This is a genomic window from Flammeovirgaceae bacterium SG7u.111 (assembly GCA_034044135.1).
Lineage (GTDB): Bacteria > Bacteroidota > Bacteroidia > Cytophagales > Flammeovirgaceae.
Map to the genome: position 1 here is coordinate 199,282 of CP139021.1, position 25,242 is coordinate 224,523.

The 25,242-nt window shown below is 44.0% G+C and carries 15 protein-coding genes; 3 read left to right on the forward strand and 12 right to left on the reverse strand.

Translation table 11 applies throughout. The annotated features are described in order from the left end of the window. Window positions 1-402 precede the first annotated feature (402 nt). Complete coding sequence (locus R9C00_00830) at window positions 403-2,763, forward strand: TonB-dependent receptor (protein ID WPO35993.1); 2,361 nt, start codon at window positions 403-405, stop codon at window positions 2,761-2,763. A gap of 31 nt (window positions 2,764-2,794) precedes the next feature. Here R9C00_00830 and R9C00_00835 read toward each other — a convergent pair whose 3' ends face one another. From R9C00_00835 to R9C00_00845, 3 genes are all read right to left on the reverse strand, one after another. Continuing rightward, window positions 2,795-4,411, reverse strand: coding sequence for a hypothetical protein (locus tag R9C00_00835; protein ID WPO35994.1), 1,617 nt, complete (start codon window positions 4,409-4,411; stop codon window positions 2,795-2,797). A gap of 200 nt (window positions 4,412-4,611) precedes the next feature. Continuing rightward, entirely contained in the window at window positions 4,612-4,956 is a 345-nt protein-coding gene (locus R9C00_00840; protein WPO35995.1) for a hypothetical protein, read from the reverse strand. Window positions 4,957-4,972: 16 nt separating this feature from the next. Beyond that, a complete protein-coding gene (locus R9C00_00845; GenBank protein ID WPO35996.1) occupies window positions 4,973-5,452 on the reverse strand; it encodes a hypothetical protein in 480 nt (159 codons plus the stop codon). 163 nt (window positions 5,453-5,615) lie between these two features. On the opposite strand from R9C00_00845, the gene R9C00_00850 reads away from it, so the two are divergent. Both R9C00_00850 and R9C00_00855 read left to right on the forward strand, forming a co-directional pair. After that, entirely contained in the window at window positions 5,616-7,496 is a 1,881-nt protein-coding gene (locus R9C00_00850; protein WPO35997.1) for an SIR2 family protein, read from the forward strand. A 141-nt stretch (window positions 7,497-7,637) separates the two neighbouring features. Beyond that, on the forward strand, window positions 7,638-10,439 hold the full coding sequence (locus R9C00_00855) for a DUF5060 domain-containing protein (protein ID WPO35998.1): 2,802 nt from the start codon (window positions 7,638-7,640) through the stop codon (window positions 10,437-10,439). Between the two features lie 66 nt (window positions 10,440-10,505). Here the strand turns inward: R9C00_00855 and R9C00_00860 are convergent, their stop codons facing one another. The 9 genes from R9C00_00860 to R9C00_00900 all read right to left on the reverse strand — a co-directional run bounded on the left by R9C00_00860 (window position 10,506) and on the right by R9C00_00900 (window position 25,160). Continuing rightward, window positions 10,506-12,131 (reverse strand): D-aminoacylase, encoded by a 1,626-nt coding sequence (locus R9C00_00860; GenBank protein WPO35999.1) that lies wholly within the window; start codon window positions 12,129-12,131, stop codon window positions 10,506-10,508. 164 nt (window positions 12,132-12,295) lie between these two features. Then, window positions 12,296-13,966: an alkaline phosphatase family protein gene (locus R9C00_00865; GenBank protein WPO36000.1), complete on the reverse strand. Its 1,671-nt coding sequence runs from the start codon at window positions 13,964-13,966 to the stop codon at window positions 12,296-12,298. A 196-nt stretch (window positions 13,967-14,162) separates the two neighbouring features. After that, window positions 14,163-16,457: a beta-glucosidase BglX gene (gene bglX / locus R9C00_00870; protein WPO36001.1), complete on the reverse strand. Its 2,295-nt coding sequence runs from the start codon at window positions 16,455-16,457 to the stop codon at window positions 14,163-14,165. Window positions 16,458-16,527: 70 nt separating this feature from the next. Further along, window positions 16,528-18,267 (reverse strand): family 43 glycosylhydrolase, encoded by a 1,740-nt coding sequence (locus tag R9C00_00875; GenBank protein ID WPO36002.1) that lies wholly within the window; start codon window positions 18,265-18,267, stop codon window positions 16,528-16,530. Between the two features lie 6 nt (window positions 18,268-18,273). Continuing rightward, window positions 18,274-19,065, reverse strand: coding sequence for a prolyl oligopeptidase family serine peptidase (locus tag R9C00_00880; protein WPO36003.1), 792 nt, complete (start codon window positions 19,063-19,065; stop codon window positions 18,274-18,276). Between the two features lie 36 nt (window positions 19,066-19,101). Then, window positions 19,102-20,454, reverse strand: coding sequence for a glucoamylase family protein (locus tag R9C00_00885; protein WPO36004.1), 1,353 nt, complete (start codon window positions 20,452-20,454; stop codon window positions 19,102-19,104). Between the two features lie 13 nt (window positions 20,455-20,467). Beyond that, the gene (locus R9C00_00890) at window positions 20,468-22,426 is read right to left on the reverse strand and encodes a glucoamylase family protein (protein WPO36005.1); all 1,959 of its coding nucleotides are present in this window, start codon (window positions 22,424-22,426) and stop codon (window positions 20,468-20,470) included. Between the two features lie 89 nt (window positions 22,427-22,515). Further along, window positions 22,516-23,589: a LamG-like jellyroll fold domain-containing protein gene (locus R9C00_00895; protein WPO36006.1), complete on the reverse strand. Its 1,074-nt coding sequence runs from the start codon at window positions 23,587-23,589 to the stop codon at window positions 22,516-22,518. A gap of 38 nt (window positions 23,590-23,627) precedes the next feature. Continuing rightward, entirely contained in the window at window positions 23,628-25,160 is a 1,533-nt protein-coding gene (locus R9C00_00900) for a RagB/SusD family nutrient uptake outer membrane protein (GenBank protein ID WPO36007.1), read from the reverse strand. Between the last annotated feature and the right edge of the window lie 82 nt (window positions 25,161-25,242).

Here is a 25,242-nt window from a genome sequence, read left to right on the forward strand (position 1 = left end):
GGATACAATGGATGATCGATGCGATCCATATTATAGTAAAAATGGCACTGATGATAAATTTGAAAATGCCGATGAATGAGAAAAATAAGGTTGCTAATACCATGGAATTCTATTTATAATAGTACAATTTATAAAAAACCAAATTAAGGGTAAATAACCGACCGAGCAAACCGCTCATGGAATAAAGGGCTTTGTAAGTCAGTTTATAAAACTCGATTTTTCCTCTCCCTGTACTAAACCTTTCTTGGTTTCTCCGCTCTAATTACAAATTGGCTGTTGCTTTAAATATTTAGGTAGGATAATTTTATCTCTCTTTTTTGAAGCAAATCAGTCCAATTTTAAACTAATTCAGTAGCTTTATATCGGACTTCACAATCCCAACATTATTAACAAATTAGTATCATGAGACGAATAACGGCTTTTTTAATGCTGTTTTTTGCTTCTTTATTTTCGCTTGCACAAGGATTTACAGTTAAAGGAAAAGTTGCCGATGAAATAGGCGATCCTCTTCCTTTCGTGAATGTGGTGCTTTTCAGCGAAGGGGGGCAAGTAAAAGGAACAGCCACTAATGAGAATGGTTTTTTTACACTCCAAGTAGGTGAGGGCGATTACCTGCTCAAAGCATCATTTATTGGTTTAGAAACAATAGAAAAACAGTTTTCCTTGTCGGAAGATACCGATTTGGGTACTGTAGTGATGAAATCTGGTGCTCTGCAACTAGAAGGGGTAGAGATTGTAGGCACGCCAACCTATTTCACAGTTGAGCCAGGGAAAATGACAGTAGATGTCGAGAATTCTGCTTTGGACGGGGAAAGCAGCGTGGCAGATGTGTTGAACAATATTCCATCGGTTACGGTAGACGATGAAAATAATATTATGATCAGGGGTAGCTCCCCCGTGATTCTAATCGATGGGGTGCGGAGTAATCTCTCAAGTATTGCCGGAGACCTGCCTGCCGGAATGATTGCCGAAATAGAAGTGGTTACTAATCCTTCTGCCAAATACGATGGCAGAGGTGGAAATGGGGTGATCAACATCAAGCTCAAAAAAGAAAAAAGAAAGGGGACAAACGGCTTTGTAGAAGTGGGGGCAGGGTCGGAAGGCTTGATAAACACCAACGGGATGGTAAATAGAACCCTTGGGAAGTTTCGTGTTTTTGCTGGGGTGAATTTTCAGCACAATGAAATAAACCAAGTTTCCGATGTTGAAAGAAAGAATTTGCGAGTAGATTATACTTCTCAAGTATTTCAACAAAGCCGTAATACTAGGAAGTTAAATAATGTAGTGCTCACATCTGGTATGGCTTATACTCCAAATAAATTTAATCAACTAAACCTTAACCTGAAGTACCTCAACAAGCCTTTGGCAAATAACCTTTTTTTAGAAGACTCCTCCTTCCGAGAAGATGAGTTGAGGTCTTTTTCCGATGCCGATTATGCATATGACATTCTCACTGAAAACATAGATGCTTCTATTTCCTACAATAGAAAGTGGGACAAAAAAGAACGGAAATTTTTAGCTGTAGCTGATGTTTCGACAGGAAATTATACCTACTTCAGAGAGGGATTGCAACAACTTTACAATAAAAATACCTTCGAAAAACTCGATTACCTTCGGTATAGGAGAAACGGGAAAGACGACGGGTTTACCAAGTTTGGTTTCAAAGCCGATTTTGAAGATAAGTTAGGTGAGGTTCTCGCTTGGGAGGCGGGCTATTTTTTTGAATACAATAGATCTTCCTCAAGTACCGATGCTTTTCAAGTGAAAAAATACTACCCCGCAGCTCCTGAAACTTCCCAAGATACTCTGTATAACCTTTCCCAGTTCCACTCAACGGATGTGACCAATGCTGGTTACTTGCAGCTCAACAAAACGGTGGGGAAAGTTCATGTAAATGGGGGAATTCGCATGGAGCTGATCCTCGCTGATTATAATGTAAATGACTCGGTTGATTATCAGCGGAATTATACCAACTATATTCCTACTGCGGCCATCTCTTACACTTTTTCCGAGCATAAAAGCTTAAATTTCTCCTATTCGCAGCGTGTGAAATTACCGAACATGCGGCAGCTAAATCCTGCCAATACATCGCTAAGTCCTTATTCTTTTCACTTTGGCAACCCTGGTCTTGTACCCGAAAAACTTCAAAACTATGAGCTGACCTATAATTATGGGAAAGACGATTTTGATACCTATGCTTCCGTTTTTTACAAGGAAAACCTGGGGATAATCGATCAAGATTATGTGTATATCGACAATGAAGATACTTATGATATAATGACCTACCGCTACGAGAACTTGGCGGATCTGAGTTTGGTAGGAGCAGAGGTATTTCTTTCAGGAAAAATGTTCAAGGAAAAGCTTTCTGCTAAAATGACCTTGTCAGGCTTTCATCAATCAGCTACCCATTTGCTTGGGAAGGAATTACCCTTTTCGGAGGAGCTAATTGGCAATGGAAAATTGAATTTGGATTATAAGCTTAAAAAAGGAGTTAATCTTCAAAGTGTAGTTTTTTACAATTCCTCTGTTTTTACAGTTTTCAATGAAAAAGGATGCCGATACGGATTGAATGTTTATGTCAAAAAAAGTTTCAAAAAGCAAAAGCTAACGGTGCAACTTCGGGCGGTAAACGTATTGAGAAATCCACTTTATACAAATCATAGGGTACAGCCCGGGAATATAGATAACTTCAGCCAGTACGATCCGAATAACCGCTACCTCTATGTAAGCTTACGGAAGCGGTTTGTCCATTTTAAGGGATGAGTTTTTATAAGTTAAATGGGGGACTACTTTATTATTCCCCATTCAACTTCACATCCTTGAACATAAACGGGTTATCGCTAATCCTTAATTTCTTTCCACTGGCGGTGGTCACGTTTTTGAGAACAACTTCCTTGGTTTTGACATAAGGAAACTCTTCTACGTAAGACTCGTCGGTCATGTCTTTATTGAAGTTGAAAAATATGGCAGGTCCCTCGTATCCTTCAGGATGGTTCGAATCATCTATTCGAAGATTTTCGATGATAATTTTCTCTGGCATGTAGCAGGTGTAGCCGAAATTATGTTGCCCAGAATAATACCCGTTGATCAGGCTGGTACTGGCTTTTTTTCCTCCATTTGGAACAAAAACACAATTGCGGATGATGAATTCCCCCTGCCACGTACTGCCATAATCAGAGCGAAGGTTGATAAGGCTTCTTCCACGGATAGTTGAATTTTCCACGGTAAATCTCCCGCTCCCAATAGCATTTATGCCCATATGCCCCATGGTGGAATTGCGGACAGTGGCATTGGCAACGCCCTTGTGCGCATCGAAACGAGAAAAGGTGCAATTATCTAAAACAATGTTCTTACAATAGTTAGATCCCATTAATCCCCAGTAGGTGCGGTCGTCAATGTCGTTGGTCTGGCTGCAGTTCACAAACGAAACATTGAGGCTCCGACCGAGGGAAATATCATACGTACCCATGGAAACTGGCTTTCCTGCCGAGCCAATAGTTTTATACGTTTTGTGCCCTGTGAAAATGGTGTTCTTGACAGTTACATAAGCGCAGTCGCTGGTATTGATGAAACCGCCATAGGGAGCGCCATGGTCTCCTTCGCCTTTTATTGTGTGTTTCAGCCCGTCTACAATTACATTGGAGCGCCTGATCGAGATATTGCGGCTATGGTAATTGTACTTCGATTCGGCTTGGTTGGCGATTGTGGTAAAATGCCCGCCAGTAATTTTCAATTCGGTTTCGTCTATGGGCAAGGCTACCGCATCGGTAATTTGGTCGAAGTCCCAGATGATTGGGGCATCCATGTCCACGTTGCCGTTTTTGTCAGCAATAAAAATGTCCGTTTGGTTAGAACCGTTGTTTTGGTTCAGCCCGAAGCGGATATAGTGTTTTACGCTCGAATTGGTAACCGTGATGAGGCAGGTGCTGGGCAGGGAAACATTAATGGTTTTCTGGTTTTTCTTTAGCGAAGTGATCCCTTCCAGCTTAAACGGCTCCAAGCTAGAGCTGACCTCAAAAACAGGTGCTTTGATATTTTCTAGCTCCGTATCGTCAATGATGAAAGCAGCACTCCCAAAATCGGTATCCGTTTGGATGATCGCCGTGCGCTCTTTGCCCCCAATGTAGTAGGTTGCTCCCTCGTCGGCTTCTACCAAAAGCTCGTGTTGGTTGGCAAATGCATGCGTTGCAGCTAGTGCGTCCATGTCATCGGTTTTGCCATCGCCCTTGGCGCCAAAGTCACTGTAGTGCACCACCCCAGCAGCCTTGAATCTTTCAACATCTTCTGGGGAGATATTCACGCCCAGGTCGTCTTTAGCATTGGTGCTGACTTCACTTTTATCCTTTTGGGTTTGGCACTGCGTGGAAAATAAAAGGAATAAGATTGCAAAAGATAGATATGAGTATTTCATGGGTATTTGGGTTTTGGAAGTTAAAAAATGGATACTTGATGAATCCATCAAATCGTTTACAAACTGGTGATTTTTGAGCGGAAACGCAAGGGGATGGGTGATTGGATTGGGAGGGGAAAAGGAGCTTTCATTTTATTCTCTCCAAGTTTATTATAGCGTACTTTTTATCTATGGAAGAATGATTAAAACGTATTGTGTCATTAATAAACCCTTCTTTTTCCCAAGTACCCTTCTTTTTCCCAAGTGATATACCCTTCAAATTCAGGCTCTTTTTTCATTGGTGGAACTATAATTTGCTCAAATACAACTCCATTAGAATCTGTTTCCGTTGAAATACTTATTCCACTTTCTGTTCCGTCCGTATTACCGGCATGGATTTTAATTTTTACATTTCCAACAGGGATACCATCGGGTATTACATCATTTTCGAAAAGTCCTTCAATAGTACTTTTCTCCACAGTCTGAATTTTAATATTGATACCACCATCACACCCCAAAAGTAGTATTGTCAAACCTATTGAGGCAATTGTTAAACTTTTTTTCATCTCAGCATTTTATTAATCATTCTCTTTCCCTAATTGTGCTTTTTCCTCCATCTTCACTATCCCTACTTGATATATGTTTCAATTCTTCAGTGAATTCATCAATTCTATGCTGATCCCAAGACGGTAAATGAATTTTTATTTTTTTGCCGGAGATTGGTGAAATTATCAGGGACTTATTCTTGCATTCAATTAATTGAATTTGTCGAAAACTAATTATAGTCTTATTAAATGGACTGTCATGTAATAAAGACGAATCATTAATGATGAGTTTTTCTTGTTTTAGAAATCGAGTCAAATTATAACCAAGTCCAGAAAGGAGCCAAGTTATTCCGAAAATAGGATAAGCTATCAGACTCAATACATCAAAAGCATTAAGGCTTTGACCAATAATTGAAGTTAGGTTTATCACAAAAAGAGAAGTAAATCCGCCTCCAAGTATCAAGTTAAAAAACCTAGGTTTCTTATTATGATTATTGAGTTCTATTGTTTGTTTCATGATACTCTGAGCTAGCTCTTGCTTTTACCTATTCCTCCTAAATCTACATAAAGGAGTACTTGTTTATATAACAGGTTACATTTTTTCTTTAGGGCAGAAGTACATCTCCCCATTTGCTTTTACCTCCAATTTTAGACAACTTGGGTTTTTCAAATTTCACTACATGGAAAAAGCAATAGAAGCTGTAAATAGCGGTAATTTGGTGATAATGGCTGGGGCGGGAGTGTCAATGGATGCGCCTACATCTTTGCCCAGTTGGTTTGGGTTCAACGATAAGGTACTCGATGCCCTTTGCCAGCGGATAGAGCGCTACATTGAGAAGCCAGGTTGGTTGGCGGAAATCCGTCAGTCAGTGAGCTTTCGCAGAGATAAGGTGGGGGTTTTCTCTCCTGACTACCAAGCCCAAATTATGGCGGAAGAGTGCGGGGAAAAGTACTTTGAGGTGCTTCAAGCCTTGGATTCTTCCCAAACTAATGTTACCCATTTGGCGATAGCTAAGCTTGCAAAAGCAGGCAAGCTCAAGGCGGTGGTCACCACTAATTTTGATCGTTTGGTGGAACAAGCCTTGGAAGCAGCTGGCGTTGAGTTTGACGTGTTTTTTGATCAGAAAGGGTATGAGTTATTACTTGAAAAGCCTTCTGAAAAACTTCCTATCATAAAAATACACGGCACGGCTGAAGTAGCTTTGTCGATGGTAGATACGCTCCAGCAACGGCTCCTGGGCAGAGGCGATGCCTTGAACTCGGCACTGGAAAAATTGCTGAAGGAAAACTATTGGCTCTATGCGGGCTTTTCCGCAGCAGACTTGGACCACGACCTCAATTATCTGGGGCTACTAGCAGCGGCGGAAGCTTCCCCAGGTTTTACTTTTTTGAGTTATCCGGGTAGTGAACTGAGCTACGGTGCCTCGCAACTGATGGAAGCTTACGGTGAGAAAGCGGTGCAGAAAGAAGCGTTGCTTGAAGCTTTTTTCACAAACTTATTGAAAGAAGCCAAGCTCGATTTGCCTACACTTTCGAAAAACTCTTCCAAAGAAAATATTCAGCTAAAAATAGAAAATTGGGCGAACAGCCTACACCCTTTTGAAGCCATAAATATTGCCACGGGGCTTTTTGAAGCCGCTGGTGAGGAAAATGCAGCCTTCAAGCTTTGCCACAAAACATGGAAAACATGGCGATTGGCAGATGACTGCAAAGGACCACATTACGCTCGCTATCAACTGAACTACGGCAAGCTTTGCCTCGACGCGGGCGAACTTACCTACGAGGAAACCCCGCAAAACCTCTTGCGACCAGTGGTGTTTTTTCCCGAAGCTTTGGCAAATTTTGCCTTGTTCAATTTATGGCTTGGGCAGTACGAGCAATTTATCATCCACATGCAAGCAGCCTTGCCAAAGTTGGAAGAAACCCCCGAAAAACTAGCCGATGCCCACTTGATTATGATGCGCTATTGCGATATTTATTGCCACTGGAAATTAGGGCTTTCGATGGCGCTAGATACCGTAGAGGCGATGGAAAAAGCAGGGCATCAGCCTCGGTTGGCTAAGGCATTGGCTATGGCGACACTTTTTGCGGGAAGGTTACAGGACTTGGAGCAAGCCAAGGAATATGCCGAGCTGGGTATGGAAATAGCACAGCGCTTGGGTGATGAGAAAACATTGGCTCTTTTGCAGATGAACTTGGGGCAAGTACTTCGCGATACCGAACCAAAACTTGCTTGGCTAGAGTTTGGTCGGGCTCGGAAACTGATGTACAAAAATCATATGCGCACGCTTATTCCAGGTTTGGAAATAGAAATGGGGGCAACTGCTGCCGCTCTGGAGTTTTACGACGAAAGCAATGATCTTTTCCGAAAAGTAGACAGCGAAATAGACGATTTTCCTGTGTGGCTGCCCCGCTTCAGCATGACCCTAGCCGATGTGCATCTCAATGGAAATAACCTCGACGATGCTAGGCGGCACTTGCGAAATGGGCTGGAATATGCCATCAAACTAGAAAATAAAATAGCTGCTGAGCTGTGTAAACATGCGCTGGAACAGTTGTAGAAAGTAGTAATCTAGATATAGAGAAAAGGCATAGCTTGTCCTTACAGGACGAATAAAAAAATAGCTTTTTAGCAGTAAATTCATTCAAAAACTACTCTTTATAAAAGAACCAATCAACTATTTTAGCCTTATCACTTTATTATGAGAATCAGACTTAATGTACTAACCATGTTTTTGCTTGCTGGCTGCATGGTTTTGTTGCAAAACTGCAAGCAAGAAGTACCTGAAAACTGGAAGTGGGAAACCCTTGAGACAACAGGTGAACCCGTTGCCCGCCATGAAGCGGGAATGGTTGCTTATAAAGATAAACTATACCTAATGGGTGGTCGCCGAATTAATCCTACCTCGGTGTACGACGTCCAAACTAATACATGGGAAAATAAATCAGAAACACCTGTAGAGCTGCATCATTTCCAGCCCGTGGTGTTCGGCGATGCCATTTACATTTTGGGTGCTATGTCAGGTCAGTGGCCCAACGAAAAGCCATTAGACAAGGTGATAGTTTATTACCCCGAAAAAGACGAATATGTGTACAGCCATCCCATCCCCGAACACAGGAGAAGAGGTGGGGCAGGAGCTGCGGTGTACAACGGAAAAATATATTTGGTGGGAGGAATTACCAAAGGACACATGAACGGCTACCAAGCTTGGTTCGATGAATACGATCCTACAATAGGGGAGTGGAAAGTGTTGGACGATGCGCCAAATACACGTGACCACTTTAGCGCAGTAGCCAGCAACAATAAACTTTATGCCTTTGCCGGCCGTCGCACATCAAAAGCGACTGAGCAAGACATGGCCCTGACGGTTAGCCACGGAAATGTGTATGATTTCAAAACGCAAAAGTGGGAGCCTGTAGTTCAAGCAACAGCCATCCCCACCATGCGTGCAGGGAACTTTGCGTTTGCTTGGAACGGAGCAATTGTAATAGGCGGTGGGGAAAGTACCAAACATGAAGTGGCACACAACGAGGTAGAAGCATATGATGGAGAAACCAAAAGATGGAGCAAATGGCCTTCGCTCAACGAAGGCAGGCACGGAACAGGCTTTGCTGTAGTTGGGAAGTATGTGTACGTGGCTTCGGGTAGCGGAAACCGTGGTGGTGGTCCAGAGCTTACCACACTTGAGCGGTTGGAATTGCCCCAAGGAAAAGCTGAGCCTATTTCGGCAGTAGCCGATACTACGCCCGTTTTTGCCCAGTGGCATACCATTGAGTTGCCTTTTGTAGGCCCACAAACAAGCGAAACCGATGCGGATAATCCATTTTTAAACTACAGGCTGCGCGTTGAATTTGAACATGAAGAAAACAAGCAGGTGATCAGAGGTTTTTTTGCCGCCGATGGAAATGCTGCGGAAACAAGTGCAGAAGTAGGAAGTGTGTGGATGGCGAGGTTCACCCCCAATAAAGTGGGAAATTGGAAATACAAAGCAGTTCTCCAGCACGGAGATAGCCTTGCCCTTAGCGATGATCTTTCTTTGGGCGACGAAGTGAAATTGGGAAATGCCAGTGGGGAATTTGTGGTGGTTGCCACCGATAAAGAAGGACCAGATTTTAGAGGGAATGGAAGGTTAGGTATTGAAAATACTTATTTTAAGTTTGAAGGAACAGATAAGTTTTGGATGAAAGGAGGAAGCAACAGCCCTGAAAATTTGCTGGCATTCAAAGGAATTGATGGGACGTATCGGATGTTGGCGGAAGCGCGGGAAGGAGAGGCTGCTGCGCCCGAAGAAATCCACACGTTTGCCCCGCACCTGAAAGACTGGAAAGCTGGCGACCCCACTTGGCAAGATGGAAAGGGGAAAGCGCTGATAGGCGGCATAAATTATTTGGCTTCCAAAGGGATGAATTCCATGTATTTCCTCACCTTAAATATTTTGGGCGATGGAAAAGATGTGTGGCCCTACCACTCTCCCGATGACTTTACAAGGTTTGATGTGAGCAAGCTGGAACAGTGGGAAATTGTATTTCAGCATATGCAGAAAAAGGGAATATTGCTGCACGTGGTTTTACAAGAAACAGAAAACGAAACCATGCTGGACGGTGGCGATACTGGCCCCATGCGCCAGCTTTATTTGCGAGAAATGATCGCCCGCTTTGGGCATCACCTTGGGCTGATCTGGAACTTGGGCGAGGAAAATGGACCAGCTTCGTTTAGCCCGATTGGTCAAAACGACGAGCAGCGAAGGGCAATGACTAGCTTTCTGAAAAAAGCCGACCCTTACCAGCATCCAGTCCTGCTGCACACGCATTCCCACAACCCTCCAAGAAAAGATATTTTAGGACAAATTGTCGGTTTTAAGGACTTAGATGGGCTTTCCTTACAAGTAGATAAAAGAGAAGGGGTGAGCGAGGTTATCCAAACATGGAAAGAGAAATCGAAAGAAGCAGGGCAGGAGTGGCTAATAACCATGGATGAAATTGGGATGTGGCATACAGGAGCACAATCCGATTCGCTAGATCCGCAGCACGAAACCTTGAGGCGCTACGTGCTTTGGGGAACGCTCCTTTCGGGAGGTGCTGGCGTGGAATGGTACTTTGGTGCAAATTCCCTCCACAACGACCTCAACTCGGAAGACTGGCGCAGGCGAGATCGCCTATGGGAACTGACCGATTATGCGGTTTCTTTTTGCCAACAAAACCTTCCTTATTGGGAAATGCAGCCTGAGCATGGCTTGGTGAGTGGCAAAGGGGCGTATTGCCTCAAAAAAGAAGGAGAAGTTTATGCAGTTTATTTGCCCAAAGCAGGAAACTACACCCTCGACCTAAGCAAGGCAGAAGGGGAGTTCAGTGTGCAATGGTTCAATCCGCTAGAAGGAGGGGAAATGCAAAAAGGCTCGGTGGAAAGCATTACTGGAGGAGGCGTGTGCTCCTTGGGAAAAGCACCGCAAAGCACCGCCACAGATACGGTTCAGGACTGGGTAGTTTTGGTGAAGAAGGGGTAAAAAATTGTAAGCTAATGATGGAAGCAGGAGGGGAGATAACCTTTCCTGCTTTTTTTTGCTCCAAATTTAATTTTTCGCCCCCTTTCCCTTCACAAACCTACCGGGAGTTTCCCCCGTATGTTCCCCATTTTTTATCACTCTCGTGCCATTTACGAAGACATGTTGCACGCCTTCGGCGTATTGGTGGGGTTGGTTGAAAGTGGCTTTATCGGTGATGGTAGTTGGGTCGAAAATGACGATGTCGGCGAAGTAGCCTTCCGTAATTCTACCTCTATTTTTGATGTGCAACTTTTGGACGGGAAGCCAAGAAAGCTTGTGGATAGCTTCTTCGAGCGAGATTATTTTTTCCTCCCGAACATATTTGCCAAGTAGGCGGGCAAAATTCCCGTAGGTGCGAGGGTGTGTCATCGATTCTAGGTTTTCCCCTTCTGCGGCTATAGAGCGGGCGTCTGATCCAAAGCTCATATAAGGTAGCTTCATCTGCCTAGCCACATTTTCTTCCGACATCAGAAAATAAGCGGTGCTGATGTCCCCGCCATTGGCACTGATGAGGTCACAAACCGATTCGGCTGGGCTTTTGCCCCAAATCTTTGCAACCTCGGCAAGGTTCTTTCCTTTAAATTTCTGCAAAGAGTCGGTTGAAAAACCGAGCAGCAAAATATTTGCAGGGTCGCCTGCCAAAGCGAGGAAATTTTCCCAATCTGTTTTGTCGCTTTCCATCTCGGAAATTGCTTTTGCCTTGAGTTCCGCATTTTGAAGGTTTTTGACCCATTGGATTTCTCCGCCTTCCTGAATCCACGGCGGCATGCAAGCACCCAAGCCCGTAGAAGCTCCCGTGTAGTTGTACATGTTTGTGGTAATCTCTAGCCCTTCGGCACGGGCTTTTTCAATCATTGCAATCGCTTTTTCAAGATCCTCCCAATTTCGTTGCCCTGCCGCTTTTAGGTGGTAAATTTCCGCAGGGATGTTTGCTTCACGGGCAATGGTAATAAGTTCTTCTATAGCTTCCAGTAATTTATCCCCTTCGCTGCGGAGGTGGGAAATGTAGATGCCATTGTGCTTTGAAGCCGATTTGGAAAGAGCGATAAGTTCATCTGTTTTGGCAAAAAATGCAGGCGGGTAAATCAACGAAGTACCCAGCCCAAGTGCCCCTTCTTCCATCGACTGCTCCACGAGTTGCTTCATAAGGGCAAGCTCTTCTGCGTTTGGCGCTCGGTCGTCTTCATCCAGTACATATTTCCGAACGGTGGTAGCCCCCACAAAAGAAGCGATGTTGGTGGAAACTCCTTGTTGTTCTAGTTTTTCCATATTCTCGGCAAAGCTGCTTGGCGTGTCTTTGGTTTTTTCTGGGTGAAAAGGACCAGGAGAACTTCCCTCTCCAAAAATTTCAAGTGTGACCCCTTGCTTGAGGTTGCTCATGGAGCGACCATCTTTCAGCAATGGCCAATATGCCCAGCTCAAGGTGTTGATGAACCCAGGGCTGACTGCCATGCCTTCCGCATCGACAATAGTTTTAGCTTTTTTGGAAGGAATGTTTCCTATTTTGACGACTTTATCACCTTTAATGCCGATATCGGTAGGGATAGCGGGCTTGCCACTGCCATCGTACACCGTTCCGTTTTTTATGAGCGTATCGTAAGGTTTGCAGGCGGCAAAGGCTATTGCCATAAATAAATAGACTAGATTTTTCATGAAGTAAGTGGTTCGAATGTGAATGTGGTTGTTGATAATTCTTTCCACCAAATTAACCAAAAAAAGCAAAACCCTCTCAGGTGAGAAGGTTTTGCTCGGTTCTAACTTTTATCGTTAAAACTAAAGAGTTTAGTTGTTTTTGAAAGCAAAGAAGGGCTAGCTTTCTATAGTTCCTTTCCCAAATAAAGTAAATCGGCCGGGATAAGCTGCTTAGGAGTATTTGGTCCGCTATAATAAGTGTACAGTCCCATTCCCCCTCCTGCATTGAACCATTCAACCCTTAATGGGTATTTTCCTGGTTCAAGTGTGGCTGAAGCACCTTTTTCAATGACTCCATGGTCACCATCGTTGTCGACCAACTCCTTTCCGTTAAGGTAAAGTTTGCTGCCATCGTCCGAGGCAATGTAAAATGTATATTTCCCTGCTTCTTTTATTTCGATATAAGCTTCCATTACGGTGGCAATTTGCTCAGGGCGAGGAAGCTTTACATCATCGAGGTTGAATTCGTGAGCAGTACCTTCGCTTACTGGACTAAGCTTGCTGAAATCAGGCAGAACGGCTGCTTCCGTAGTTTCATAGCAAGCATATTTTACGCCATGTCCATTTCCGCTATTCAATACCCTAAAGTAGCCTACCACTTCTCGGCTAGCTTGCTTTGACCCAACAAAAAGAGCTGCCTTTACAACTGTAGATTTAGAAAGCTGAACCTCTTCGGTATATTCTGGGGATTTGGTACTTGGCACAGAACCATCGAGGGTGTACCTGATTACTCCCATGTCATTTGGGTTTTCTATTTTTAAAGTTGGAATGCTGTCAATAAACAAGCCTCCTGCTGGGTCAAATCCATCTTTTACAGGATAAATGACAGGCTGTCTCACCATTTTTTGTGGGGCGTAAGCTAACTCAGGAGCTGCAAACCCTTCAAATGCTTCTTTCACTGGGCGACCGATCCAGACTAGTGGCAAATCGATTCCCATGCCAAAAGCAGCTGAAGCGGGCAGGTCATAAATATTTACCGGAACTTTGATTTCGTATCCTTTTTTAATCCCTTTTCCGTACATAATCAAAGGGATTTCAATTTCCTCCAAAGTTTCTCCGCCGTGTCCGTTACCTACGCCACCGTGGTCGGCACTTACTATTACTAGCGTATTTTCCATCATTCCTTCTTCTTCAAGGGTAGAAATAATATCTGAAATCAAGGAATCGGCTTTTTCCACAGAAGCATAATACGCAGGTGTTCCATGCCCAATTGCATGTCCCGCATGGTCCACATGGTCGAGGTGCACAAAAGTGAATTGGGGCTTCTTTTCTTTTAGATAAGCAGATGTTAGCGAAGCGGTTTCATCTTCGGTTTTTGGGGAAATATTGTAGTTGACCAAGTTATTGTCGAACAGGTCACCAAATCCATCCCAATGATAAATCGCTCCCATTTCCACCTGAGTATTATTTTTGCGTATGAGCGAGAAAATACTTGGGAAAAACCCTGATTCGTCGCTTACGACAGTGGGCAATACAAACTCATCTTTTCTCCAAGCATTTGAAGTTACGCCATGTTGTTCAGGTCCAGCACCCATAAGCATTGATGCCCAGTTGGGGGACGAGCTGGTGGGCAATACCGAGCGGGCATGAAGTGTGCTCGCACCTTCTTTTATTAACTTGTCAAGAGTTGGCGTATTCGCCGTTTGGATGCCATCGGGGCTCATGCCGTCCACCCCTATGATGATTACATGCTTTAGACCTTCTATTTTGAAGGTTTTTTCTTGAGTTTGGCAGGAGAAAATCAGTGCCGAAAGCCCAATAATAGAGATAATACTAAATAGTTTTCCTTTGTCCATAATGTGAAATTTTTGAAGGACGAAATTAGGAAAAGGCTATTCAGCGAATGCCGAAAGGGGTTTATGATTGAGTGAACGAATCGTAAAGTTATGGGTAAGGTTTTGTTTAGAAATAGCCTTTAAAAAGCCATCACCCCAAGGGTACAATTAACTTGTACCCTTGGGGTGATGGGGAGGTTCTCGATTTTTGCAAAGTTTATTGGGCAAGTAATTCAAACTTCCCTGAAAGAACATCTGCTGAATTTCCTCCAACAAATACCTCAAATTCACCAGGTTCTTGTACAAAGTCTAAGTCGTAGTTGTAAAAGGAAAGTTCTTCTTTTCCTATTTCAAAGCTGATAGTTTTAGTTTCACCTTTTTTCAACAAAACTTTTTCAAAGCCTTTGAGTTCTTTCACAGGTCGGGTTACGCTTCCTACCAAATCCCTAATGTAAAGTTGAACGACTTCCTCTCCATCAAAATCTCCTGTATTTTTTAGGGTTACGCTCACTGTCAATTTCCCTTCAGGCCTAATGCTTTTTGCTGAAAGCTTAAGGTCGAAATAGTCAAAGCTGGTGTAGCTCAAGCCATAGCCAAACGGATACAAAGGGGCGTTGGTAGCATCAAGATAATTCGATCTGAATTTTTGATAATCTACGCCTTCTGGCAAAGGTCTGCCTGTGTTTTTGTGGTTGTAAAAAATTGGAATTTGTCCTACATTTTGAGGGAAAGTAGCCGAAAGTTTTCCTGAAGGGTTCACGTCTCCATAAAGCACATCGGCGATGGCGTAACCCGCTTCTGAGCCAGCAAACCATACATTTAACAGGGCAGGAACTTGTTCATTTTCCCAAGTGAGATCGAGCGGACGACCAGTGAAAACCACTAAAACAACAGGCTTGCCTGTTTTCAGTAACGCTTCAAGTAATTCCCGTTGGGTTTGGGGGATTTGGATGCTCGTACGGCTGCTGCTTTCCCCGCTCATGTCCGATGCTTCGCCCAAGGCGGCAACTACCACATCGGCTTTTTGGGCAATGGAAACCGCTTCTTGGATCATGGCTGCCGCAGATCTTGAATCTCTATTGGCAGTTTTTCCAAAAGCCGTAGCCCTCGTTTCCAAGGTTTCGTCAGCATATACATTTGCCCCTTTGGCATACAAGATTTTTGCTTCATCGCCTGCTACGCTTTTCATTCCTTCCAACAGCGAAATGGAGTTGGCGTGGTCTCCCGCTACGCTCCAAGTTCCCTGCATGTTTTCCTTGTTGTTGGCTATGGAACCTATCAAAGCGACGGTGCTGTTTTTCTTGAGAGGGAGCGTTTGTTTTTCATTTTTCAACAGTACAAACGTCTTCGCGGCAATCTCTCTCGCCTCTTTTCGGCTTTCTTCGGTATAAATTTCCGTTTTAGCCCTTTCCACATCGCAATACTTGTAAGGATCGTCAAAAAGCCCTAATCGCTCTTTGGCTTCGAGCACTCGCCTGCATGCGGCATCTATGTCCTTTTCGGTAACTTTCCCTTCCTCTAGCGATTTTTTTAGCGTGGTCAGAAATCCTTCGCCTACCATATCCATATCTACTCCAGCTTTGAGCGCAAGTGTCGAAACGGTTTGCAAATCGCCCATTCCGTGGTCTATCATTTCATTGATGGCGGTGTAATCTGTTACTATGAAGCCGTCAAATCCCCATTGTTTTCTGAGTACATCGGTCATCAGCCATTTGTTTGCGCTTGCAGGGATTCCATCCACCTCGTTGAAAGAAGTCATCACGCTGCCTGCACCAGCATCAACCGCTGCTTTGTACGGTGGGAAATACTCGTTGTACATCCTGATCCGGCTCATGTCGGTGGTGTTGTAATCTCTGCCGGCTTCAGAAGCGCCATAAAGTGCAAAGTGCTTGAAGCACGCCATCACGGTGTTGTTTTTTGTGAGGTCATCGCCTTGGTAGCCGTGTATCATCGCTTTGGAAATTTGTGCGCCGAGGTAAGGGTCTTCTCCAGCTCCTTCCGCTACTCTGCCCCAGCGGGGGTCTCTCGCAATATCGACCATCGGGGAAAAAGTCCAGCAAATTCCATCGGCACTGGCTTCAATCGCGGCAATTCTGGCGGTGCGCTCAATCGCTTCCATATCCCAACTTGCCGAAAGTGCCAAGGGGATAGGGAACACGGTTTTGTACCCGTGGATCACATCCATTCCGAAAATCAAAGGGATTTTCAACCTACTTTCTTCTACAGCCACTCGTTGCACCTCACGGATCTTTTCAGCGGCTTTTATGTTGAAAAGCCCACCCACTTTTCCTTGGCGGATGCTTTCTGCAATATTTGAGTTGGAGGCTTGCCCTGTGACAATATCGCCTGCGCCCGGCAAGTTCAGTTGCCCTAATTTCTCCTCAAGAGTCATCACAGAAAGTAACGAGTCTATTTTGGGGCTAGATAAGGAAGATGAATTGGGACTGTTGCTGGGAGAGCTACACCCCCATAACAGGATAATTGCGGCAAATGCTATCTGAATTTTTTTCATTGAAGTATAAATTTTAAAAAGATATCAAAAGGTGTATTTCTCCACAAAGAAAGTGTTGTAATGCTTTTTTCTATTCTAACTTGATGATAGGCGATCGTGTAGAAACACCGTTTTCGTTGAAAGCTTCCACCGCAAAAAAGTATTCCTGATCTACCGTGAGGGATTTGAGTTCCAGTTCATTTTTATCGTACACCAACCATGAGCTGTATAGCTTATCAGGTGCAATTCCCCAAAGTACATTGTACCCTTGGCAATTGGCTTGCGTTTCCCACTCAATCATTGCATCTCGTTTGTCGCTTGCCCGTTTGGCGGTGAATTTTTTGATCTGCTTAGGAGCTTTTCCTTCCCCTTTTCCAAAAACTCTCAATCCAGAAATAGCGAGGTTCGGCGTGGGGACTTTGATGTTTTTGTACCGAATAAATCGGGCTTTTTGAGGAGTTCCTAGTTCTACGTAATCATTTGGAACATCCTTGTAATTATTTTTTCGGTCAACTAAAGTGAACCACTGTGCTCCGTCCAAAGAGCCTTCTATGGAGTAGCGGTGCATCAGCCCAGAAACTTTTCCAAAAAACTCAGATTGGTAATCCTGGTAATTGACTTGGATGGCATAGATCATGGCTGGGTTTTGCAAATCGATTTCCAACCATTGCTTATCATCGTTTTCTTCTGCTAGCCAAAAGGATTTGGAGTCTTCATCTACCGCATTTTCAGGACTGAATTTCTCTACAACGGAAGAAGCTTTCATAGGTTTTTTGTAAGAAAGCAGCATCCATTGGGTGAATTTTCCTTGTTTTCCTGAAGTAGCTGGCGCAAAGTGGGGATAATCGCCAAAATAGGTTTCGGTATGCATCAGCCCCTCGTCATCAAAATAGGTAGGGTACATGCAAATTCTTCTTTCCCAATTTACATTGAGCGAAAGCGACATGGAGGCAAAATGCCAATACGTTTCTTGTGGACCAATAACGGTGCTTCCGTGCCCAGCTCCGTTCATAAACCCGCCCGGTTTGTAGGAAACAGGGTTGTTGGGTGCATATTCATACGGACCAAGTGGGGAATCGCTCACGTAAACTCCATCGCCATACACATTAAATTCGGTGCCTGGCGCGGCATATTGCATGTAGTATTTTCCCTCGTGTTTGGTGAGCCAAGCACCTTCCATGTACCCTTTTAGCACCGTATCGGCATGGTTTTCACCAAAGCGCTCCCAACCGTGTTTTTCTCCATCCAGCTTAAACAATTCAACAACTTCATCTGAGGGCTTAAACCGTTGGTTTTTGTCCAATTTTCTCCCCCTAATGGGATAGGTATTGGAAGAGCCCCAAAACATGTAAGCTTGCCCATCGTCGTCAATGAATAAATCAGGATCTTGAAGGTTGTTCAAAATGGATGGAACGGCTTTCCAATCTCCTTTTTTCGGGTTGTCGGTGCATAAAATACTCATCGATCCAGAGGGGTTTCCCGTCACGTACAAAACCGAATCTTTGTAATTGAAAGCGGCTGGGGCATTCGAGCCTTCAAAATACCATTTTTCTGGGGTGATAAATTCCCAATTGTTGAGGTCGGTGGAATGCCAGTAACCCATAGATCGGGTGACAAACATGTAGTATTCATTTCGAAATTCCACTACAGCGGGATCTGCCCCAGATCGGTAAGATATGTTTTTATGGGCATTGTATATCATGTACGTATAATCGATATTGATCGGGTTGCAGTAGGTGCTCGCTTGCGTGTGTTGGGCAAAAGTTGTGGAGCTGATTAGGAGTAAGCCCAAAAGCAGGTGGAGGATAATATGTGATTTGAGTATTTGCATGGTGTGTTAGTTTTTTTTGGTTGAAAAAATCCAAGGGAGCAGTTCGGGTTCGGCAAAGGCGCTGTCCCAGCTGTTGTGGTTGGCTTCAGGGTATATCGTTAGCTTTACATTTCCGCCCTGTTTCCTGATGGCTTCCACCATATTTTCAGAAAAAGCTGGAGGGACAACATCGTCTTTAGCTCCATGAAAAACCCAGAAATCGACCTTTTTGGCATACTTTTTTGCTGAAGCAGGGTTATCGCCTCCGCAAATGGGGAAGGCTGCCGCAAATACATTTGGTTTTCTGCTTACCATGTCGAAAGTTCCCATTCCGCCCATGGAAAGCCCTCCGATATACACACGGCTTTTGTCAACAAAATTTTGCTTGAGGTACGAGTCGAGCAGTTTTAAGGCGAGTGCCATTGGTTTGCTGGGTTTGCCATTTTTTGGAAATGTGAATGTTCTGCTACCGTCTTGGTTTACTTTCCTATCCACAGCTGCCCAATAATTCTCTTGTGGGCATTGAGGGAAAATTACTATTGCGGGAAATTTTTCTCGGTTTTCTTGCTCCAGAAATAGCTTTCCTCCATGGAGAAGCTGCTTTTGGTTGTCATTGCCTCGCTCTCCGGCTCCATGCAAAAAAATCAACAACGGATACTTCTTCGTTTCATCAAAATTTTCAGGAAGGAGTAGGCGGTAAAGAAGTGTGTCGTTTTTTTCAACAAAGACTTTTCTTTCGTAAGCCTCCATATTTTGGGCATGGAGGCTTAATTGGTTAAGATTAAAAGTTATCAGTAGTAATAGAATTGTTCTTTTCATTTTCTTAAGGATGAAAAAATAGGTAAGTGTTGCTTGTTATATTTTTTGGCTGGAGAACCCTAATTTATGCAATCCCTTTTTCACTTCGGGGCATGACATGAACAAATCCCAAATGAAGCCACTTCTGTAATTCTCGATCATGACGGGAATAGGGCCTTGGTCGATGGCCAAATACCTAGGCAACATCCAGTTATTTTCTAAGCTAAAGGCATCGTAAGGGCCATATTTGCCAACCAACGAATCGGTATCTTGGTAAAGGAATTTCAAAAATTGCATGCTTTCATTTGGGGTGTAGGGAAATGAAGAAAGCGCGGCTGTTGGAGAAATTACCCCCAAATCGTTATCGGGACGGTGACCTGCGTAACCTTTCATGGAGTAGCTAGAAGTCAAGCCCCAGCAGTTTTCCCCATAGCCTTTAAAGCCATTTGGGTTTTGAACGCAGTGCTTATAATGGATAAGTGCATGGTTTTGGTTGAGTTTCCAGTAGTCGCCATATTGGTCTTGCAAACCTCTTGGATCAAGCCCGAGGTACGAATAATGCGCCCAGAAAAGTGGCCCTACAGGAGAGTCGTTGGTTTCATAATGATCGAGCACGGTTTCATAGCCTAGGTACTTCCTATCTGTTTTGATCTTCCCATTCATCGCCCAGCCTTCGTGATAGACCGCCGGATCGACAGGGTGGGTAGGCGAAGAAGCCGCCAGCACGTACATAATGAGGCATTCATTGTATCCACGCACATCGAAGTTCATGTCCCAGCCAAAGTTGGGCGACCAGTGCCAATACAGTACGTTTTCGCCTCCTTTGGTATGCCAATCCCATTCTATGTTTTCCCAAAGCTGGTTTATTCTATTTGCAAGTGCTTGCTCCTGTTCGTTTCCTTCTTGGAAAAATTGTCTTGCACATAAAAGCCCTTGGGCAAGAAAAGCCGATTCTACCAAATCCCCACCGTCGTCTTTTTTGCTGAAAGGCTGTACTTTTCCTGTTTCCCCGTTCCACCAATGCGGCCAAACCCCGTGGAAATTGTCGGCTTTTTCGAGGAAGCCAACTATTTTTTCGAACCTTTCTAAGGCTTGTTCTCTGGTGATGAACCCTCGGTGCACACCAACCAAAATGGTCATAAGTCCGAAGCCCGACCCACCAGAAGTGATGATTTCTGGTCCATGGGTAGGGTAAATATTATCCATGTGAAGCCTTTCCCTAGCTAAGCCCGAAGTTGGTTCAGCTCCTTCCCAAAAATATTGGAAAGTTTGGTATTGGACTAAATTGAGCAGCGAATCGTCTGAAATTTGGGTGACTTCAGCTTGTTCCGTCTTTATTTCCGCATTCTTTTTGGAGGTGCAGCTCCAAAAGACGGATGCGCTAAAAAGGAGTATAAGTAAGTTCTTCATGTTTATATTTTTTTTAATAGGTGAATCCTAGTTTTCCCAAGCCATTTTGTACCTCGGGAGCTGACATAAATAAATTCCAAAGAAGCCCTGTTCGGTGATTTTCTATCATTAGAATAATAGGTGCTTGGTCGATAGCGATGTTGGAAGAGGCGTACCAGTTTTCCGAAGCGTTGAAGGCATCATAAAATCCATATTCTCCCCAAAGCCTATCGCCTAAGTGGTAATAAAAGTGGTTCAATGCTTTTGTAGATTCAGCAGGTGTGAAAGGGAAAGAAGAAAGCGCTGCCGTTGGGGTGATTACGCCTAAGTCGTTGGTGGGGGAATGGGCAGAATAGCCATTGTTCCCATCACTTGCTGTTAAACCCCATGAGTTTTCGCTATAGCCAGCATATTTCTTCGGGTTTTGGGAGCAATATGCTTGGTTGATAAGGCTGTGGTTAACTGCCTGTTCCCAGTAATCTGTTTTTGGATCTTTCAAATTCCTTGGATCAAGTCCTAAAAAGGAATATTGCTCAAAGAACAGCGGCCCGCCATAGTCAGGACCAAGAGGAAGTTTGATACCAAAAAAGTCTTTTCCATTTTCCATATTTCCACCTTTCCAACCTTGCTCATACACCTCTGTGGAAATAGAATGGGTAGCCGAAGAAGCGGCAAGAACATACGTGATAAGCGCTTCGTTCCAGCCTCTTATGGTGTGGTTCATTTTCCAGCCAACGTTGGGAGACCAGTGCCAAGTCAATGAATTTTCGCCTTGCGTGTACCAATCCCATTCTACTTCTTCGCACAGCTGATTTATTTTCTCAATCAAAAGTTTTTCCTCAGCTACTTGTTCATCGAGGTATTGCCTTACGGTAATTAGTCCCATTACCACGAAAGAGGTTTCCACCAAATCGCCGCCATCGTCGTCGGGGCTGAAGGGAACAGCTTTTCCCGTAGCGCCATCAAGCCAGTGCGACCAAGCACCATGAAACCGATCGGCTTTTTCCAAAAAGTCGACCATAGTGGTTAAGCGCTCCAGTCCTTCTGCTTTGCTAATAAACCCTCTTTCTATTCCTACTAGGATAGTCATAAGCCCAAAACCACTTCCTCCGGAGGTTACTGTTTGGTTCGATGTATTTCGCTCACGGATTAGTCCGCTAGTAGGGTGGGCGAAATCCCAGAAATAGCGGAAAGTTTGTTGTTGAACCTTGGTGAGTAGCTCTTCTTCTGTGATAATTGGAAACTTCGGAGTGGTATCTACTTCGGTGTAAAATGCCAAATCGTACCCTTCAAAAGGCTCTCCTTCCAGTCCTTTGAGCTTGTCGGAAAGCTGGAACTGATATTTGCTTAGGTAGTTGAGTAAGTTATTTCCCTTGAAAGAAACAGTTTTATCCTCCTCAGAAAAAGTAAGCGTGAGAGCAGGAGCATCTGGCCCGCTCAGCTTCATTGCTTCCTCTACAGAATTTTGGTCTAAAGGAACAGAAAAGCCGAAGGTTATTTGGAAATCCATTGGCGCATCAAGGATGTTGTTCGTCCCTGTTATCTCATCGCCATTTAGGTTGGCCGAAAGAAGTTTGAGCTCTTCTGCTATTGTTTTAAAGCTAATGGTGGTTGCTGCGAAACTTTCCCCATTTGCCCCTTGTAGTTGAGGGCTTATGGTGATTGTATAAACAGTGTTGTTGAGTAATACTCCTGAAGGGATAAGTACTACGTTTTTATCTTCTGACAAGAAATTGAAATCAATGGTTGTGTTCTGTGCACCAGCGCTGAGGGTAATTGCATTTTGAGCCGAAGCTTGGTTGACTGGAGTAGAGAAAATAAGTGATATATTTCTATCTACGGGCATTTCTTCATTATTTCCCAAAAGAACAAGTTCTGAAGTACCCAAAAAGGCTTGCTTTAGTTCGAAAGAGCCAACTTGAGGTTCATCTTTCTTACAAGCCCAGAGAGAGATGGAGATGATAAATAAAAGGACTAGTTTCCTTAAGGACATATCAATTGGGAAATTATAGAATCCCAGCCAGTTCGCTGGGATTCTTGGTGTTAGTGAAAAGTATTTGCGATTTAACCTTGTTACAATAATTATTTTTCTGCGTCGATAATTGCTTGGATTTCAGTCTGACCAAGTGCTTTGTTGAAAATGCGGAGCTCGTCAATCAAGCTATTGTCAGAAAGGTGGCTCCAGCCTGTAAACCTAGGCGCGCCCGAACCAATGGAAAGAATATCGCAACCGCTCCAATCTACCCCAGTGAAGCCGCCTTGGCTAGCTACTTGCCCATCGAGGTATACCACACATTCGGTGCTCGAAATAGTGAATGCAATATGTATCCAATCACCAGCAGCTGGGTCTATATCGGCAGCAGCACCGCCATCAAACCAGCTGTCGGCACTTCCATTTCCCACATTCAATTTCACCCGCTGCATTCCCCCTGCATTTTCCCTAAACAGCCTAAATCCGCTGGTTCTATTGTTCATAGCTGTTGGGTTGGTTTCGTCTGGAGGCCCCATTGTCAAAATCCCTGCTCGATCCGGGTCAGCATTTACCTTATACCAAAAAGCGGCACTAAACTCAGTGTTCATTAAGTTATCGGTGGGCAAGCTTACGTATGCATCGGTTGCACCAGCATATGCTTTTCCTATTTTTCCTGTTTCAAAACCTGGATTACCTGTTTTATTGGCGTTTGTGATTTCTACCAATTCCATATAATCGCCATCAAAAGGCATATAGGCTATTTCTCCATCATAAACAGGTTTGTAAGGAGCAACTTTTTCGAAAGAAACAGAAGAAGTGGTTGCTTTTCCGGCAAGGTCTGTTCCTGTTACAGCCAGTGTGTGCGTACCGTTGGTCAAGTTATCGTACACAAATTCTTCGAGTGCGATACGGTAATCTTTGAACGAAGTAAAGTTATTGATCTCGCTGCCATCGAGCATTACGCTGATAGATGCGATTTCGATGTCATCGACCACCTGAAGCTTGATTTCAATTGGGGTTACGTCTTCTTTCACCCTTATAAGCGTACCTTCCGTCGGGTAGTCGATGGTTACTTCGGGGGCTGCCATATCTGGCCCCGGATCTACGTATGAGATTGGGTCAATTCCCTCGTTGCAGCCCGAGAACAAGGCTAGGGCTAGCGCATATATATATATTCGTTTCATAAAGTTCATTTTCAAATTATTTACTGATTAAGTATTTTCTATTGCTGTCCCAACACTGGAAGTTGGTCCACTTGGTTTTGTGGATAAGGCAAGAATTTTTTGTCTGCGGTGAAAGTTCTGCCCTCGTAGCTTAACTCATCGTATTTTTCTAGCCTTATCATGTCGTAGTAGCGAGTGCCCCATTCCATTGCCAATTCGGCAAATTTCTCGTCCATTACCTGCTGGGTGGTAACACCTGATATCGGTGAAAGTCCTGCCCTTGCTCTTACTAGGTTTACCGCTTCGTCAGCCGAAATGGAAGAACTGGTAGCGCCTTGGGTAAGTGCTTCGGCATGCATCAGTAGTATTTCAGCATAGCGAATACACGTGAAGTTTTTGTTGTTGCCATAGCCTGTACGGCCCGGTGTGAGCTGGTCAGAAGGAAGGTAGTGCTTTCCACTGGCAAATAAGGCTCGGCTGTAATCGTTGATCTGATCTCCTGAAGGGGTAGTGTTCGAAATCCAATCTGGCAGGGTAGCAAATGCTGGATCTGATTTGATTTCAGCAATTCCTCGGTCGGTAAATAGCACGCTTGTTTGTAGCCTGGTGGTTTCACCCCTGTTGAGCATAAACTTGATGTACTTGAGGCTAGGCTCGTAAAATCCCCATCCGCTGCCTGCTCCAGTAACTTTAGGAGTCCAGTTTTGAGGGCCGAAGAAGGCAAAAAGATAGCTGGTGATATCTCCAGAACCCGAGCCGAAATCAGAATATTGAAGCTCTAAAATGTTCTCGTCGTTGAGCTTGCCAGGTACTTTGAAGAGGTTGTAATAATCCGATTCGAGGGCAAATTCTCCTGAACTGATAAGTTGAGAAGTTGCATCTGCTACGCCTTGGTAGTTTTTCAGTTCGAGGTTAGCCAAGGCTTTTATAGCTAAAGCGGTGTATTTGGTTACGCCTCCTTTTATGTCTGTCCTTTTGTTAGGATGGATGCTTGGGAGGTTAGGAATGGCTTCGTCCATTTGGTTAGAAATGTGTTGGAAAACTTCCTCCCTTGAAGATAAACCAGCGACCAACAACTCTGAAGGATCGGAACTGGTTGGGATAAATACATCTCCCCAAACCCTTGCCAGTTGGAAAAGCAAGAAGGCTCTGAGGGTTTGCGCTTCGGCAATGTACTGGTTGGCAACGGCTTCGTTGCTTGCAAATTCTTTGTACAATGCAATTTGCTCCATGGCAGAATGTGCATTAAAAATATCGCGGTAGTAGTTTTGCCAAAGAGAATTATACATCCAGAAGTCCTTGTTATAGTTGAATTTGTCTGTTTCGGCAAAATCTTGCTGATCGCCAAGTCCTCCGTTGTTCACATCGTCGCCTCGTACCGAAATAAGTGGGAATTCTTCCCAGCCCCTGCTTTGGAACTCTGCATATGCCCCTATCAAAGGGAGAATCATATTTTCGGTTTGGGTGTAATCGGTTTCTTCGGTGAATGCCCTGTTTTCTGGCGGCTCGTTAAGCAAGTTTTCACAAGAAACGGCCGTCAATAAAATCAAGAAGATGACCTTTAACTGTAAGAATGATTTTAATATTTTCATCGTCATATTTTCGTTTAAGTGATTGCATAAGAATAAAAACAACCTGTTTTTCTGTAAGGGATTGGCTATCAAAGCCAAGTTT

Bases quoted from the DNA above. Each gene is read 5' to 3' on its own strand.
- R9C00_00865 (WPO36000.1), bottom strand. From the start codon at position 13,966: ATGGACAAAGGAAAACTATTTAGTATTATCTCTATTATTGGGCTTTCG.
- R9C00_00845 (WPO35996.1), bottom strand. From the start codon at position 5,452: ATGAAACAAACAATAGAACTCAATAATCATAATAAGAAACCTAGGTTT.
- bglX (WPO36001.1), bottom strand. From the start codon at position 16,457: ATGAAAAAAATTCAGATAGCATTTGCCGCAATTATCCTGTTATGGGGG.
- R9C00_00835 (WPO35994.1), bottom strand. From the start codon at position 4,411: ATGAAATACTCATATCTATCTTTTGCAATCTTATTCCTTTTATTTTCC.
- R9C00_00880 (WPO36003.1), bottom strand. From the start codon at position 19,065: ATGAAAAGAACAATTCTATTACTACTGATAACTTTTAATCTTAACCAA.
- R9C00_00850 (WPO35997.1), top strand. From the start codon at position 5,616: ATGGAAAAAGCAATAGAAGCTGTAAATAGCGGTAATTTGGTGATAATG.
- R9C00_00855 (WPO35998.1), top strand. From the start codon at position 7,638: ATGAGAATCAGACTTAATGTACTAACCATGTTTTTGCTTGCTGGCTGC.
- R9C00_00895 (WPO36006.1), bottom strand. From the start codon at position 23,589: ATGAAACGAATATATATATATGCGCTAGCCCTAGCCTTGTTCTCGGGC.
- R9C00_00900 (WPO36007.1), bottom strand. From the start codon at position 25,160: ATGAAAATATTAAAATCATTCTTACAGTTAAAGGTCATCTTCTTGATT.
- R9C00_00890 (WPO36005.1), bottom strand. From the start codon at position 22,426: ATGTCCTTAAGGAAACTAGTCCTTTTATTTATCATCTCCATCTCTCTC.
- R9C00_00885 (WPO36004.1), bottom strand. From the start codon at position 20,454: ATGAAGAACTTACTTATACTCCTTTTTAGCGCATCCGTCTTTTGGAGC.
- R9C00_00840 (WPO35995.1), bottom strand. From the start codon at position 4,956: ATGAAAAAAAGTTTAACAATTGCCTCAATAGGTTTGACAATACTACTT.
- R9C00_00830 (WPO35993.1), top strand. From the start codon at position 403: ATGAGACGAATAACGGCTTTTTTAATGCTGTTTTTTGCTTCTTTATTT.
- R9C00_00860 (WPO35999.1), bottom strand. From the start codon at position 12,131: ATGAAAAATCTAGTCTATTTATTTATGGCAATAGCCTTTGCCGCCTGC.
- R9C00_00875 (WPO36002.1), bottom strand. From the start codon at position 18,267: ATGCAAATACTCAAATCACATATTATCCTCCACCTGCTTTTGGGCTTA.